Annotated in this window: 20 protein-coding genes; 18 read left to right on the forward strand and 2 right to left on the reverse strand. The window is 35.2% G+C overall.

Features of this window, described 5'->3' with window-relative positions:
- Positions 1 to 31 precede the first annotated feature (31 nt).
- From HFM85_RS07810 to HFM85_RS07865, 12 genes are all read left to right on the forward strand, one after another.
- Entirely contained in the window at positions 32 to 274 is a 243-nt protein-coding gene (locus tag HFM85_RS07810; RefSeq protein WP_173737705.1) for a complexin-2, read from the forward strand.
- A gap of 174 nt (positions 275 to 448) precedes the next feature.
- Entirely contained in the window at positions 449 to 676 is a 228-nt protein-coding gene (locus HFM85_RS07815) for a DUF5348 domain-containing protein (protein ID WP_129900153.1), read from the forward strand.
- A gap of 347 nt (positions 677 to 1,023) precedes the next feature.
- A complete protein-coding gene (locus HFM85_RS16420) occupies positions 1,024 to 2,535 on the forward strand; it encodes a coiled-coil domain-containing protein (RefSeq protein ID WP_173737706.1) in 1,512 nt (503 codons plus the stop codon).
- Between the two features lie 10 nt (positions 2,536 to 2,545).
- On the forward strand, positions 2,546 to 2,923 hold the full coding sequence (locus HFM85_RS07825; protein ID WP_055155753.1) for a TnpV protein: 378 nt from the start codon (positions 2,546 to 2,548) through the stop codon (positions 2,921 to 2,923).
- A gap of 145 nt (positions 2,924 to 3,068) precedes the next feature.
- Positions 3,069 to 3,263, forward strand: coding sequence for a MerR family transcriptional regulator (locus tag HFM85_RS07830; RefSeq protein WP_055155803.1), 195 nt, complete (start codon positions 3,069 to 3,071; stop codon positions 3,261 to 3,263).
- Complete coding sequence (locus tag HFM85_RS07835; RefSeq protein ID WP_015561029.1) at positions 3,257 to 5,779, forward strand: DNA cytosine methyltransferase; 2,523 nt, start codon at positions 3,257 to 3,259, stop codon at positions 5,777 to 5,779. The genes HFM85_RS07830 and HFM85_RS07835 overlap by 7 nt, the downstream gene beginning before the upstream one ends.
- A complete protein-coding gene (locus HFM85_RS07840; protein ID WP_055155754.1) occupies positions 5,772 to 6,989 on the forward strand; it encodes a hypothetical protein in 1,218 nt (405 codons plus the stop codon). The genes HFM85_RS07835 and HFM85_RS07840 overlap by 8 nt, the downstream gene beginning before the upstream one ends.
- A gap of 16 nt (positions 6,990 to 7,005) precedes the next feature.
- Complete coding sequence (locus tag HFM85_RS07845) at positions 7,006 to 7,380, forward strand: hypothetical protein (RefSeq protein ID WP_055155755.1); 375 nt, start codon at positions 7,006 to 7,008, stop codon at positions 7,378 to 7,380.
- Positions 7,381 to 7,390: 10 nt separating this feature from the next.
- Positions 7,391 to 8,194, forward strand: coding sequence for an HNH endonuclease (locus tag HFM85_RS16080; protein ID WP_202020362.1), 804 nt, complete (start codon positions 7,391 to 7,393; stop codon positions 8,192 to 8,194).
- A gap of 29 nt (positions 8,195 to 8,223) precedes the next feature.
- Positions 8,224 to 8,520: a hypothetical protein gene (locus HFM85_RS07855; RefSeq protein ID WP_055155756.1), complete on the forward strand. Its 297-nt coding sequence runs from the start codon at positions 8,224 to 8,226 to the stop codon at positions 8,518 to 8,520.
- Between the two features lie 25 nt (positions 8,521 to 8,545).
- Positions 8,546 to 9,346 carry an endonuclease/exonuclease/phosphatase gene (locus HFM85_RS07860; protein WP_173737707.1) on the forward strand — a complete coding sequence of 267 codons (801 nt, stop codon included), beginning with the start codon at positions 8,546 to 8,548 and terminating at the stop codon, positions 9,344 to 9,346.
- Position 9,347: 1 nt separating this feature from the next.
- Complete coding sequence (locus tag HFM85_RS07865) at positions 9,348 to 9,899, forward strand: hypothetical protein (RefSeq protein WP_015561033.1); 552 nt, start codon at positions 9,348 to 9,350, stop codon at positions 9,897 to 9,899.
- Between the two features lie 271 nt (positions 9,900 to 10,170).
- On the opposite strand, the gene HFM85_RS07870 is transcribed toward HFM85_RS07865, so the two are convergent.
- Both HFM85_RS07870 and HFM85_RS07875 read right to left on the reverse strand, forming a co-directional pair.
- Positions 10,171 to 10,758: a helix-turn-helix domain-containing protein gene (locus HFM85_RS07870; RefSeq protein ID WP_117639246.1), complete on the reverse strand. Its 588-nt coding sequence runs from the start codon at positions 10,756 to 10,758 to the stop codon at positions 10,171 to 10,173.
- Positions 10,759 to 10,901: 143 nt separating this feature from the next.
- Positions 10,902 to 11,444, reverse strand: coding sequence for a helix-turn-helix domain-containing protein (locus HFM85_RS07875; protein WP_055066090.1), 543 nt, complete (start codon positions 11,442 to 11,444; stop codon positions 10,902 to 10,904).
- Between the two features lie 166 nt (positions 11,445 to 11,610).
- On the opposite strand from HFM85_RS07875, the gene HFM85_RS07880 reads away from it, so the two are divergent.
- The 6 genes from HFM85_RS07880 to HFM85_RS07905 all read left to right on the forward strand — a co-directional run bounded on the left by HFM85_RS07880 (position 11,611) and on the right by HFM85_RS07905 (position 14,998).
- The gene (locus HFM85_RS07880; protein ID WP_081017244.1) at positions 11,611 to 11,805 is read left to right on the forward strand and encodes an ICEBs1 excisionase; all 195 of its coding nucleotides are present in this window, start codon (positions 11,611 to 11,613) and stop codon (positions 11,803 to 11,805) included.
- Positions 11,806 to 11,825: 20 nt separating this feature from the next.
- A complete protein-coding gene (locus tag HFM85_RS07885) occupies positions 11,826 to 12,881 on the forward strand; it encodes a site-specific integrase (RefSeq protein ID WP_055066092.1) in 1,056 nt (351 codons plus the stop codon).
- A 2-nt stretch (positions 12,882 to 12,883) separates the two neighbouring features.
- Positions 12,884 to 13,261, forward strand: coding sequence for a plasmid mobilization protein (locus HFM85_RS07890; protein ID WP_004611807.1), 378 nt, complete (start codon positions 12,884 to 12,886; stop codon positions 13,259 to 13,261).
- Between the two features lie 102 nt (positions 13,262 to 13,363).
- Complete coding sequence (locus tag HFM85_RS07895; RefSeq protein WP_117639242.1) at positions 13,364 to 14,344, forward strand: AAA family ATPase; 981 nt, start codon at positions 13,364 to 13,366, stop codon at positions 14,342 to 14,344.
- 104 nt (positions 14,345 to 14,448) lie between these two features.
- The gene (locus HFM85_RS07900) at positions 14,449 to 14,682 is read left to right on the forward strand and encodes a complexin-2 (protein WP_173737708.1); all 234 of its coding nucleotides are present in this window, start codon (positions 14,449 to 14,451) and stop codon (positions 14,680 to 14,682) included.
- 76 nt (positions 14,683 to 14,758) lie between these two features.
- Positions 14,759 to 14,998 (forward strand): hypothetical protein, encoded by a 240-nt coding sequence (locus HFM85_RS07905; protein WP_173737709.1) that lies wholly within the window; start codon positions 14,759 to 14,761, stop codon positions 14,996 to 14,998.
- Positions 14,999 to 15,044: the final 46 nt, after the last annotated feature.

The raw sequence follows: 15,044 nt of genomic DNA on the forward strand, positions 1-15,044 counted from the left end.
TATCGTCACGACCGTCACGGAAAGGAGAAACATGGAAAGAAAATTACAGGTGCAGATACCAAAAGATTTATTACTGGCATTGTTCCAGTATCATCTTGCCGGGAATGAGGAATATCAACCGGAGATAGAAAAAGCATTGATGGAAAAATTAGACAGTATGGTAAGACGTCAGTTATATACAGCATTCAAAACAGCACCAACCGAGGAAGAACGGGAAAAGGCAAGACAAGAGTATTTGGATAAGTGTGGAATGCATGAGAACTTTCGTTGGTAAAGATTCTGCTTGATGACCTTATGACAGGAGCGTGCCACGCACCTGTAAATAGCAGACAAAGAGAAGGTTTGTAAGGTGTAGCCGGTAGTTGATTGGCGAAGAAAAAACTTTTCAAAAGGAGGCCCTGATTCAGGGCGTCCCTGCGGAAATGATAAATGAAGGGAGAATGACACCATGAGAGAAGGAAGATTAGGTTACAACAGTTATAACAAAAGATATGGATTATTGTCCTCAGACTTATGGATTGATCCAGGATTTCACTGCGGAGAATGTCTGGAAGTTCTAGTTGATAATCAGTGGGTAAAGACACGAATGGAAATGAATCTGGCGAGAGAATGGTATTTGGTTGGAACACCATATTGTGGAGATCTGGAGTATGTACGGGCAAGGATACAGGAATAAAGCAGACAGAAAGAGAAATAGCCGCTTGGTTGTTAGTGATAAAAAATAAGCCCGGATACGGGCAGAAAAAAGAGGGCGGATACGCCCAAAATGAAAGGAAAAAGCCAAGTTGTGGTAGATGTAAGAAGCATCTCACAAAGCCCTCGGCGTTTGAGAGCGAAATACACCCATCGCACAAATCAAAGATTTGTACTCAGGATATTTCGCCCTGCCGGGAGCTATTGTAGCCGGAAACGGCAGTTAGTTCGTAAACGGATGCCGATGCATCCACTCACAAATGATATGGCAGAATTTATTTTGCCGAAGACAAGGAGGAAGTGCCTATCGGAAGAAATTCATTTATTCAAATGACAAAATTAAGCAATGTAAAAGGCAGGATCACTTATATATCCAGTCACGCAAAACAGGAAAATCTTTATGCAGTTTATGAAACCACAGAACGGAAATTTTGGAAGGAACTTGCAAAATGTAATCAGGAAGAATTTGTAAAAAGTGGGACAGAAGGAAAATGTATTGAGGCAAGAGAATTGATTATTGCTTTACCAGAGAGTTTTACGGAATATCAGCCGGATAGATTGCTACAACTTTTTACAAATCATTTTAAACAGAATTATGGAACAGAGTGTATTGCTGCTTTGCACCACAATAAAAGAAAGACCAATTATCACATTCATTTGATATTTGCAGAACGGAAACTACTGGATGAACCAATCATTAAGATTGCCAGCAGAAATATGTTTTATGATGAAAATGGAAAACATGTCCGAACCAAGAAAGAGATATTAGGAGAAGATGGCGAGATCCGAGAAGGCTGCAGTATTGTGAAGAAAGGAGAAGTCTATGAGAAGAAGCTGTTTACAGCGAAAGAAGAACGCTTCAAGAGCAATTCGTTTCTGGATGAGGTAAAGCATTCCTATACAGATTTAATCAATATTTATGTGCAGGACGAAAGTCAGAAGTTGCAGGTATTTGAGCGTGGCAGTGTTTATCTTGCAACAAAGAAAATTGGAAAAAATAATCCGAAAGCACAGGAAATAGAAGCGGATAACCAAAAACGCCGGGAATGGAACAGAGCTGTTGATATGGCATTGATTAGTGGAGTGCCGGAACCGAAGATAATGGAAGTGAAGCGGAAAGAAATCACGGAGCCAATCAGGGAATCCATTGCTCGGCGTGGAAACAGACCACGATTATTTTCCAGAGTTGTAACAGTGGCGGTCGAGGCATTGGAGTTTTTGATAGCAAGTGTGCTGTTTAAGAAGCCCAGGGAAGTGCCGGAGCAGACAAGTGTGGCACAGACAGAGCGAACGGAAGCCGAACACCAAGAGCATATTGCTGAAAATAGTATGGCAGCAGTTAAAGTAACAAAAGATGAAAAGTCAGAACCGGAACAACCCAAAATGACAAGGCTTGCATCAAAATATTCAAAACTTTTTAAGGTGAATAAAGAACTAGAAGAACAAAATAGTGCAATTCAGAAGAAACAAAAACAGCTTTCTGCAAAAAAGAAAGAACTGTCAGAGGTAAAGGGATGGTTTAAAGGAAGAAAGAAAAAAGAATTGCAGAATGAAATTGATGAATTGAAAAGTCAGATTAGAGATATGAAAGATTATCTTCCAAGGATTGTGCAGAAAATCGGATATAGAAGTGTACAGGAATTTTTAAAAGATTTTAAGGCTTCTCAAATTGAGTATAGCCAGTATCGAACTGCAATAGAAAAATGGAAGAAAGAAACGGGCAAAGATCCAGTAGCACATGGTATTAGGGCGAAGCTGGCAGAAAAGAAACAGGAAATACAGAACGAACAGAAAAATAAACAGCATACCCGTAGTCAGAACAAAGATCGGGGAGTAAGATAGGAGGACAATCATGGAGAAACACATTATGGGAGAAAATGGAATCAGTTATACTTTAGGAGAGGACGGTCTGTATTATCCAGACCTGTACCTCCCGGAAGAGACAGAGTATCCGATTGGAAAGTATGGAATGTTGAGAAAATCATACTTGAAAGAGCATCGGAAAGGATTATATCTGGAGTTGGTACTTTCTGGAAAGTTAAATGAGCATCTACATCAGGTTGACGAGGAGTGTAATCAGATGATGGACAGACTGATGGAGCAGATGAAAGAAAAGCAGGGAGTGACAGAAGAATTGAAGATGCAGAATCAGATGGCATGGGTTGGGAAAATGAATAATATCCGGGCTTGTGCGGAGGAGATTGTAGTAAAAAAGATTGTCTATGCGTAGAGTGTAGGGCGGCTTTTTAGCTGCCCTTTATCATAAAAACACAGGAATGTAAAAATATCGAGAAAAGAACATGAGTTCGATAAAAAGGCTTGCAATTATTCAGATAAATGAATATAATGATGAGGAGAACTAACGGAGGATGAATATGGATTACTTAACAACAATGGAGATGTCAAAAGAGTGGGGGATTTCTTCAAGGAGAATTGCTGTTCTTTGCGAACAAAATCGTATAAATGGAGTTATAAAAAAAGGAAAAACATGGCTTATTCCGCAAGATTCTATAAAGCCTGCAGATGCTAGAAAAAATAATCATGGTCAGCGAGGTGTATCAAAATGTTAAAAAATAAAACATTGACATATATAAGCTTGTTTAGTTGTGCAGGTGTTGGTTGCTTTGGATTTAAAAAAGCAGGATTCGAATGTATAGCAACAAATGAATTGATTGAAAGAAGAATAAATGTTCAAAAGTTTAATGATAAATGTAAATTCGATTCTGGATATATCTGTGACGATATAACGACAGAAGAAACAAAAAATAAGATTTTTGCAGAAATAAAAAAATGGGAAAAGATGGGCAACGATAAAGTGGACGTTCTAATTGCAACTCCGCCTTGTCAGGGTATGTCAGTTGCTAACCATAAGAAAGCCGAAAATGAGATTATTAGAAATAGCTTAGTGGTAGAATCGGTACATTTGGTTCAAAAAATAAATCCTAGATTTTTTATTTTTGAAAATGTGGCTGCTTTTATGAAAACTGGATGTACAGCACCAGATGGTTCGGTAAAGGCAATAGGCGATGTTATATATGAAGAATTAGGAGAAAAGTATATTATTGCTAGCAGAATATTGAATTTTAAAAATTATGGTTCCAATTCATCTAGAACACGTACTGTTGTTATAGGTGTAAATAGAGAGATGGCAGAATATGTATCTCCAATAGAGTTGTATCCAGCGTATGTAGAAGAAAAAAGTCTTAGAAGTATTATCGGTAATATGCCGGAACTTGAATGGGGAGAGATTTGTTCAAGCGATTTTTACCATGCATTTAGAACATATCCAGAGAGAATGAGATGTTGGATACATGATTTGAAAGAAGGCGAGTGCGCTTTTGATAATCAAGATGAACTGAAACGTCCACATAAAATAGTGGATGGTAAAATTGTACCTAATATTCAGAAAAACGGCGATAAGTATACACGTCAATACTGGGATAAAGTTGCACCATGTATTCATACAAGAAATGATCAGCTGGCAAGTCAAAATACAGTTCATCCGAAAGAAGATAGAGTATTTTCTGTTCGTGAACTTATGAAAATTATGACTATTCCAGATGAATTTAAATGGGTAAATTTTTCTCTGGAAGAATTAAATGCACTTCCAGAAAAAAATAAAAAAGCTTTGTTAAAAAAAGAAGAAATAAAGATAAGACAAAGTATTGGAGAAGCAGTTCCGACAAATGTATTTTTCCAAATAGCGGAGAATATAAAAAATTTTATGGAACAAGAGCATTTTACAACTGCAATTATAAATAAAACGATAGAGAATTATAAGTTGGAAGATGCAGAGAATTTGATTAAATTTATTCAGAATAATCCGCTCAATTTAGGAAATGCATCATTAGCAAGGATTGCTGAATTAACAAATTCAAAAAGGGAAAATAATGCTGCATATTATACGAACAAGTTTATTTTGAATGAAATATTTAAGGAGTTGCCATCTATAGAGAAAGATGTGATAACTATTTTGGAACCATCCGTAGGAATAGGGAATTTCTTGCCTTTTATTTTCAAAAAATATGAGGAAACCAAAGAAGTAAATATTGATGTGGTAGATATTGATGGTCGTAACCTGGAAATATTAAGACTATTGTTAGCTAAGCAAAAGATACCATCTAATATGAAATTGAATTTTATTCAAGCAGACACATTGTTGTATGATTTTAACAAGCATTATGATTTAGTTATTGGAAACCCTCCATTTTCAAAGCTGAAATCAAAAGATGCCGCAAAGTATCTGAAAAACAACATCAATAAAGAAACAACTAATACATTTGAGTTCTTTCTAGAAAAGGCAATGACACTATCAGATTATGTTGTTATGATAACGCCAAAAGCGGTATTAAATACCCCGGAATTCAGAAAAACTCGTGACCTGCTTGCAACTAAAAAAATTGATTGTATACAGGACTATGGGGAAAATGGTTTCAAGGGAGTGCTGGTAGAAACAATTTGCCTATTTGTTGGTACAAACGAAAAGCCAAATGAAACTAAAGTGGAATCATTGACTTTGAAGAAAACCGTGGTTCAAAAGCAGAAGTATATTACAGATAAGGAATATCCATACTGGATTATTTATAGAAATGATTTTTTTGATGGTATTTCTCAAAGACTTGATTTTGATAAGTTTACGGTATTCAGAGATAGACAGATTACCAATTCCAATACAACTCAGGATAAAGGCAAAGATTGTTTAAGAGTTATTAAATCAAGAAATATAAGTGATGATGGAAAGGAAATAATTGATATTCCGGGATATGACTCTTATATAAAGAAAGACACTGTAGAAAATTTGAGTGCTTATAAATTTGTGGGAAATCAGAATGTTTATTTAACTCCGAATATGACATATAAACCAAGGGTAATGCGTAATACTGGAAATGTAGTAGTAAATGGTTCGGTTGCAGTATTGATTCCTAAAGAAAAGATGGCATTATCAGAAAGACAAATGGAATATTTCTCTTCTGCAGAATATAGAAAGTTTTATCAAATCGCAAGAAACTATCAAACACGTTCATTAAACGTGGATGCAACAAGTGTATTTTTTTATGGGGTACTAAAGGAGTGTTGTAATGGATAATACAACAATACAAAAATTTTTAGATGAACATGATTATGATATCAGGAAAACACATAATGGGCGTTGGATAGATCAAAAATGTACAATGGATGTAGTATGCCTGGTATCTGATTGTATTGTGGAATATACCAGTAATAGAGAGGATAAAAGATTTACAGTAAATGATATCTGGTATAGTGATTATACGGTGGAAAATGTTCAACAAATTTTTAGCAAACCAAATCCTACTCAGAAAGCATCAAATGAATATGATAAGTATTTTGGACAGCCAATAAAGTTACTGGATGCGGCAGGCGTAATTCACGGTGAAAAAAGTGGAAGAGGATACACGTATTCTATCGTGAATCAAGAATTGTTAGAGTATATAAGCTTCAGAGAAAGAAATAGTTTTAACTTCTTGTGTTTATATATTGAAAAAGTTCTTAAGGATAGTGGACTTTATAGAATATTTGAATACTTTTTCAGGTTACAAGATAAAAACAGTTTTAGAGAATTAAAAGATGCATATACGCAATTTACAATCAATTATACGCCGATAAATGGAGCAACAGAATGTGGTAGAATTTTTACTAAAGTGTTGAATCCATTAGCTTGTAAATATCGGAAATGCGGAACGGAAAGAGGTCACATATCAAAAGATATTATTACTCAAGATATGATTATGTATAATCAGAGAAATTGGAGAGATATTTTATCTGAGAAACCGAAAGATATGACGAGAATTGAGTATGAGATAACATTGCCGAAGCCTAGTGAAGACTGCATGACAACGTATCGTATTAATCGAGCTAAAAAGAATTTGCGTAGATTTAATGATCAGTATCGAAATGGAAAGACGGAAGTTTATGATGAAAGGCATATCAAGGATCCAGCTACACAGATGCATCATATATTTCCGGCAAGTGATTATCCTGCAATTGCAGACTATTTGGAGAACTTGATTGCCTTGACACCTACACAACATTATACATATGCTCATCCGAACAATAATACCCAATATATTGATAGAGCGTATCAATATGTGTGTTTGATCTCTAAGACAGGTACTATTAGAGATAATTTGCTAGGGAAAAATAAAGCTCCTATTATATATGATTTTTATTTGTATCAGACAGTACTGAATACGGGGTTAGGAACAGAGGAATTTTATGAAATTCAAGAACTGGATTTTGATGGGTTGTTAAATTGTATTGAGAAGTATTATGTTTAAATAAGGAGAAAGTTAGTTGAAGAGAAAAGAATTTAAAGAAAAATTATTTGATGCGTTAAAAAGTGATGTCGACAATATGTCGTATGATGAGAAAATGATTCTAGTGAATAATTTGTTGATTGATTTTGAAAAAGAGAACGAATATTTGCGGGACACGTCAAATAAGGGGCAGAAATGGAAAGATGAAGAATTAAAAATAATATTATCAGATGCACCGTCTAAAGCTAACTGTATAAAGTATGCAAGATTATTTAAAAGAGGATATGGAAGTATCGAACAGATATATAGATGGTCAACAACTTCTCCGATAGAAATGTCAGATGAACGTAAAGAGGATAGTTTTATTTGTCAAATTAAAAAGGTAGCAAAAGAACTTGGACTTAGAGGATAAGGGGAATTTCATGGAATTAAACTGGGGGAATATTTTACATTTTAACAGTGAAAAAGACTATTATGAAGTATTAGGATTTTTATCAAAAGAAGAGGAACTTATAAGAGTATATACTGAAAATAATGATAAAGCAGGAGCATGGTCCAGTCAAGGAAGAATGTCGCTACGTAATGTGAGCATAGATTCTTTGCCGGAGGCGTTAAAGAATGCGTTTGAAACGAGCGTTGATGGAAGAATCAGTGTGACACATTATGTGAAAAATCTTAAAGAGAATCATAATTTTTCGAGAGAAATAGATCCGACAGGCAGTGATTTTACGAAAAGATTGTACAAAGAATCTTTGGAGAAAGTTTTAGAAACGGTTCCAGAAGAATATGAAAATGATTTTTATCGGGGATATCACTGGAATTGCGAGATTATAGAAAGAATTAGAAATGCATCTAAACATGAAATCAATTGGGATGAAGAAACCGTTCAAGAAGAGACAGCAGGAACTACTGAGGGAAAGAGAACTGTCTATTATACTACAAAATATGAGCGTAGCTCTAAGAATAGAGAGGCAGCAATACGAATTCATGGAACGAAATGCATGATTTGTGGATTTGATTTTGGACAAAAATATGGTGAGTTGGGAAAAGGTTATATTGAAGTCCATCATATAAAACCTTTAGCAACATTAGAGCAAGAAGTAGTTATAAATCCGGAGACAGATTTAATATGCGTATGTGCAAATTGTCATAGAATGTTGCATAGATTTAAAAATTATATTGTTACAGTAGAAGAATTGAAGTATATTGTAGATGATAATAAATGATTATTGCTTTGCAAGGAAAGAGGGATATAATGGGGAAATTGGTTTTTGGAAAAAACGGACAGGTTCATTTTAATAACGAAAATGAAAAACAAGAAGCGATAGAATATCTGTTAACATCTGATAATGTTGATTTCGATGTCCATGAGGATAATCAAGAGCAAGGGGCTTGGGGACCAGAAGAAAGAATTCATTTCAAAAGTGAAGATGGTGTACCAGATTGTTTAAAACGTTTGATGACGGCGGGAAGACCAGGACTTTATGGAAGAATTAATTGCAAAGAATTTTGTGAAGAATTACGCAAAGAGGCAAAAAGAAGAGAACAATAAGTAGAGTTAAAAAAGTGATAAATGAGTGAAAAAATTGCGAGTATGTTTTTGGAATACCAATAAAAATGAAAATATAAATGAGTATATTTCTGATATAATAGTAGAACAAGAAATAGATATTTTGGCGTTAGCTGAATATGAATCAGATATTGAAGAGCTTAAGAAAATGCTGGCATTATATAATATTGTTATAGAACAGGCTATAACAATTGGATGCGACAGAATTACTATCCTAAAAAGAAAAGCAAATATACAACCGGCATTTCAAAATAAATATTGCTCTATGCAGATTATCGATAATATGTACCTTTTAGTATGCTTACATTTGCCTAGTAAATTGTATGCGGATGTGCTTAAGAGAGGAATCGCAATTGCCCGTATTGTTGAGGAAATACAAATACAGGAAGAAAAATTGGGCATTGAGAAGACGATTATAGTTGGTGATATTAATGAGAATCCATATGAAACGGGGTGTTTAGGAGCAAGTGGTTTTCATGGAATACCGGTATATAAAGATACAATGAAAAAATATCGTGTAATAATGGATGAGAGTTTTAAAATGTTCTATAATCCTATGTGGAATTTACTTGGTGATTTCTCGTTTCCACCAGGAACATATTATTATTCAGGCAATGAGGTGGAAAATTCTTTTTGGAATGTGTATGATCAGGTAATGATTCGTCCTTGTTTAAGAGGACAATTTGTAGATGATGAATTGAAAATATTATGTGAAACCAAAAAGAGAAAATTGATTGATGCAAACAATCATCCAGATAAAAAGATTAGTGATCATTTGCCAATAGTATTTGAAATTATGGAGGACTAAAATGGGGTACAATTTGAAAACAGATTACAATTTTAGTGCAGTTGACTCAGTTATGCCAGATATAGTTATGAGTGACATATGTAATGAGTTGGAAAAAATTACGAAAGGTTTTGTTGTTGCAAATGTTCGTAAATATGATGGAAAAATAGAATCGTATGATACAATGGGAGCAATGGCAGCATTAGCCGCATCGTTGCAGACATCTATGCGTGTAGATATTCAAGACAAACTAGGTGTAATTGAGGAAACTAGTTTTAAGTATGAGATGTATTTGACTGCAAATCAAATAGAAAATTATAAATATAGAGTTATGTTTGTTGGTTATGGAATAGCGGGATATCCAGTAAAAGTTGTATTGGAACAAGACATTGCTGATGAATTAAATAATAAGGAGGATTCAGGATATATTTATACAATAGATTCTAAAACTGAATTTGAAGAACTGTTGGTTAGTGTATTTAATAGTAAGACCATGCAAAAAATAATTCAAAATCTTATAACAGCCTCGAATAGAAAATTATTGGAGCAAAAAGAGGCAAAAGAGGATTGCTAAATTACATGAATTTGTTATAATGAAGTGGCAACAAATTGGCAACAGAAAATCAGCGAGCCAAAATAATATACGCAACTGAAATAAAATAATGGCAAAAAAGATACAAAACTTAAATAAATATGTTTAAGAATATCTTTGGACTTGCCGAGTTTGAATAACGGACAAAAAACCTCGGATGCCCATTTTACAAGGGTTTCCGAGGTTTTGTTATGTCTGTTGGCTCTATTTTGGCTCTATTTAAGAAATTTTGATAGGTAAAAACGTCGACGGATTAAAAAATATAGGATTTGAGCAACCAAACAAAAAACATAGATATAATAAATCCGATTGTGGCACTTAGTAAAGCTGAAAGCAGTTGCTGATAAGGACGTTTTCCTTTTTCTTGTGCTTTTTCAATTTCATCTAATTGCTTTCCTTCGGTGAATGCCACAATTTCTTTGTACGTCATAATATCATTTTCTTTTTTGAACTTTTCTACTCTTAAAGCGTAATATATCATAATTAAGAAAAGAATTCCCCAAACGATATATCCACAATATCCTAAAAATACTGCCAATGGCACAGCTGCAATGACAGTTAATATTAAAAGTACTGTAAAAATAGCTCCATCACGATTAAATTTCTGTATAGCTTCTTTGCTAATTTCTTCTTTCATAGTAGTAATATCTCCTTTGATTAGTTGATCAAGAGAGATGTGAAATGTTGAACTTAACAGTAGCAGGCTATGAATATCTGGATAACTTTTATCATTTTCCCAATTAGAAATAGTTTGTCTTGTGACATATATTTTTTCTGCAAGTTCTTCCTGAGATAAATTCATATCTGTTCGATATCTTTTTATCTGTTTATACAGTTCCAATGCGCGTCCTCCTTTTTACGTGTTTTTTCTCTCGACCTAGACATATCGTATTAAATGTTAGTAAATGATTCTATCAAAATGCTTTTACATAGAGTAAATTCAATAGTCAAAGGTCTTTTACATAGTAGAATGAGAGGTTATATCTATTGTGGAAATACTTTTACAGTAATTCTGTTGGTTCCTTTTTTGACAACCATATTATCATCTACTAGATGATTTTTTATATCTTCCATGTTCTGCTCAATCTCAGTGATAGTTTCTGCATAATTATCTTCGGCACTCAATTTATTCTTGGAGTTTTCCAGATTTTCTTTTATTTGCTTTGCTTTAAGATAGGTGCAAAGTTTATTGTTGATAGCAGCGTTCTGAAAAGAAAATTTCACAGTAGAAGGGATAAACTCTCCATTTTCATCTCTTTCTGCTTCAAATTTCATATCTACTTGCTCATCTAATTTAAACAGTAAAGAAAGTACATCAGATACAGTTTCTATATCAAAATCCATGAATAGATTAATGCTGATGCCAAGAGCGTTTGTGATTTTCAGTAATTGATCCGGCTTTGGATTGCGAATACCATACTCATACTTTTTGATAGTAGCCGGATTTATGCCGGAAAGATTTCCCAACATTTCTTGTGATATTCCACGTATATTCCGATAATATTTGATTTTTTCTCCGACAGTCATAGTGTTTCTCCTTTTTGTGCTTTGTGGGTATAGAGATAGTTTAGCACATTGGGACACATTTGTGTATAAAAATTTATGAAAAATACTTGACGAACACAAATGTGTACTATATAATACGAATTACAAGGAACACAAAAGTGTACTAAGATTAAAGAGGAAAGGAGAAATGAATATGGAGAATACGATGAAAATGTATATTACCGCAGATGAAGTTGCTGAATTACTCGGAGTATCTAGAGGGTATGCATATAAAGTTATTCGAGGACTGAATGATGAGTTGAAAGCAAAGGGATTTCGAGTGATTTCAGGGAAAGTGCCAAGAAAGTATTTTCAGGAAAAATATTATGGAATGGTTGTTTAGAAGAAAGAGGGGATGAAGATATGCCGGCAACAAGAGACGGAAAATTATGGCGCAGTCAGTTTTATTATAAAGACTGGCAGGGAGTACGCCGCAAAAAGAACAAACGAGGTTTTAAGACAAAAGGAGAAGCAGATGAATGGGAAAGAAACTTTCTTCAGCAACAGCAGAAGAATCTGGATATCAGTTTTGAGAATTTTGTAGAAATTTATTTTGCGGATATGGAGAACCGTTTACGGGAAAGCACGATTATTAATAAGCGATATGTGTTTGACTTGAAAGTAACTCCGTATTTCAAACATAAGAAAATGTGTGAAATTCAAACTTCAGATATCAGAGCATGGCAGAATGAGTTGATTAAAAAGGGATATGCTCCGACTTATCTGAAAAGTATTAACAATCAGTTGGCAGCGCTTTTTAATTATGCTGTACGCTATTATGATCTGCGTGATAATCCTTGCAGAAAAGCAGGAAGTATCGGAAAGAGCAAGGCTGATGAAATGGATTTTTGGACAAAACAGGAGTTCAAAGAGTTCTTGCCATCTATGGATAGTAAGCCTGAAGCAAGAATGGCATTCCTGCTCTTATATTGGACTGGTATGAGAATTGGAGAATTGCTTGCTTTAACTTATGAAGATATAGACTTAGAAAAACGTTGTATCACGATTAACAAGTCATATCAGCGTTTGAACGGTAAGGATATGATCACGCCGCCGAAGACTCCGAAAAGCAATCGTCAAATATCTATTCCGCCATTTTTAGCGGAAGAATTAAAAGAATATTGCAGTATGTTGTATGGAATAACGGCAAATGAAAGAATGTTTCGATTTACAAAATCATTCATGGAACATGAAATGGTTCGGGGGATAAAAGAAACAGGTGTTAGACGTATCCGTCTGCATGATTTAAGACATTCTCATGCGTCATTGTTGGTTGAAATGGGATTTCAGCCATTGGCGATTGCAGAACGGTTGGGGCATGAGAAGATTGAGACTACCTTGAACACATACTCACATTTGTATCCCAATAAACAAGCAGAATTGGCAGAGAAGTTGGAAATTGCCAATGGAGAGGAGTAGCTATGAGCGGAGTACACAAATACCCAACAATCAGTTTTCGTATTTCCCCAAGAGAGAGGGACGAAATAGAAGCAAAAATCAAAGCGAGCGGTATGCAGAAAAAAGATTATTTTGTACGTTCCTGCATTTATAACAAAGTGTGCGTAGTCGGGAAAAAAGAAGTGATATATCAACTGGTTGAGGAATTACAACTTATGCAGTACAACATTGCGGAAATCCTAAAGCAATTTGAAGAGCAGGAAATCCTGTTATCAGACGAAGGATTGGAGCAGATGAAAAATGACTGTCTGGATATGCTGAAAGCCATTATATGGATGTTAGACGGAGCAAAGTATCTTTGGCAGGGAACTGAAAAAAGTCCTGACAGCGGCAACTGTTAGGACTTACGAAAAATCGGATAACCTTTGTTATCAAGATATTTACAAAATCAGTATAACAGAGGTTCTCCGCAGAAACAACAGAATTTTTGAATGGAGGACTTTATGGAAGAACAGAAAATTGAATTAAAAATTATCAATATGGCAGATATTCAATCGCAGGAAATTGAATGGTTGTGGTATCCGTTTATCCCTTATGGGAAATTGACAATTATTCAAGGCGATCCGGGAGATGGAAAAACAACACTTGTATTGAATCTTGCAGCCAAATTATCAAAGGGTATCGGACTTGATGAAGATATGCAGGTATCAGAGCCTATGAATATTATTTATCAGACTGCCGAGGATGGATTAGCAGATACAGTTAAGCCAAGACTTGAAGTGGCAGATGCTGATTGTGAGAAAATTATGGTTATTGACGAAAGCGAAAAATCTCTTTCTATGATAGATGAACGTTTGGAACAGGCGATTGTTCAAACCAATGCACGATTACTTATTTTAGACCCGATACAAGCCTATCTGGGTGGCGGAATGGATATGAACCGGGCAAATGAAGCAAGAGATATGACTAAGAAATTAGGACTTTTAGCAGAGAAGTATAAGTGCGCGATTATCCTAATTGGTCATATGAATAAGGCTGCCGGAAACAAGGCGGCATATCGAGGAATGGGTTCGATTGACTTTTTTGCAGTAGCAAGAAGCGTTCTTTTAGTCGGCAGAATAGAGGGACAGAAAAATACAAGAGCAGTTGTGCAGATAAAGAATAACCTTGCCGCATTCGGACATTCAAAGGCATTTGAACTGACGGAAGAAGGCTTTCATTGGCTGGGCGATTATGAAATTACGGCAGACGAATTGTTGGGAGGAATCACCCCGAAAGCAAATAAAAAGGAGCGGGCAAAACAACTCATTTATGAACTGGCAGAAACAAACAGCGTGGTAAAAAGTGAGGATATTGTTAACCTTGCCGAAGAAAAAGGAATTTCAAAACGAACATTGGAAAATGCGAAAAAAGAGTTGGGTATTAAAGGAAAACGGATTGGAGAATCATGGTATTGGAAACTTGATGAAATCGTGAAACCGTAGATAAGAACGCAACAATGCAGAGTGTATAGAAATTGCAGAGACGTAAATGTAAGGTTGCAAAAACTAAAGACATTGCATTGTTGCGGAGTTGGAAAGGAGAGCGTATGAAACAAATACAGATACCGGAGCAGTTATTTATGGAACTTGTAAAATTTCATTTGCTGGATATGGAAGAAAATTTGCCAAGTATAAAACAAGGATTAGAAGCGAAATTGGATGCTTTGGTAATGAGAGATTTATATTCAAAATACAAAACTGCGCCTACAGAGGAAGAAAGGGAACATGCGAGAAAAGAATATCTGGACAGACGAGGAGTGTCGGAGAAATTCCGTTGGTAATTCTTCCTTGATGATAGAAACAGGAGTGTGACACGCACCTGTAAATAACAGATAAGTCAGGAAAGGAGTGTTGCGGATGTTAAAACAGCCGGAAAGAGAAAGCAGAAATGTGAATGATTTTTTTTATGAGATGGAGGGCAGACAGATACAAAAAATGAACAAGGTACTGGCAGACGTGGAACTGACAAAAGCAGAGGAAAGAACTCTGATATGGCTTGCCGGATGGGAAGAAAGTACCGTAGATCATCTGCTGTCAGTTATAGAAAAAGCAGCCCGGATACGGGCAGATAAAAAGGGCGGATACGCCCATAAATGAAATCGCAAGTCTGGCGGTAATCAGATTATGTAATACAAAAATAGCC

It is taken from the genome of Blautia schinkii (assembly GCF_013304825.1).
Classification (GTDB): domain Bacteria; phylum Bacillota; class Clostridia; order Lachnospirales; family Lachnospiraceae; genus Blautia_A; species Blautia_A schinkii_B.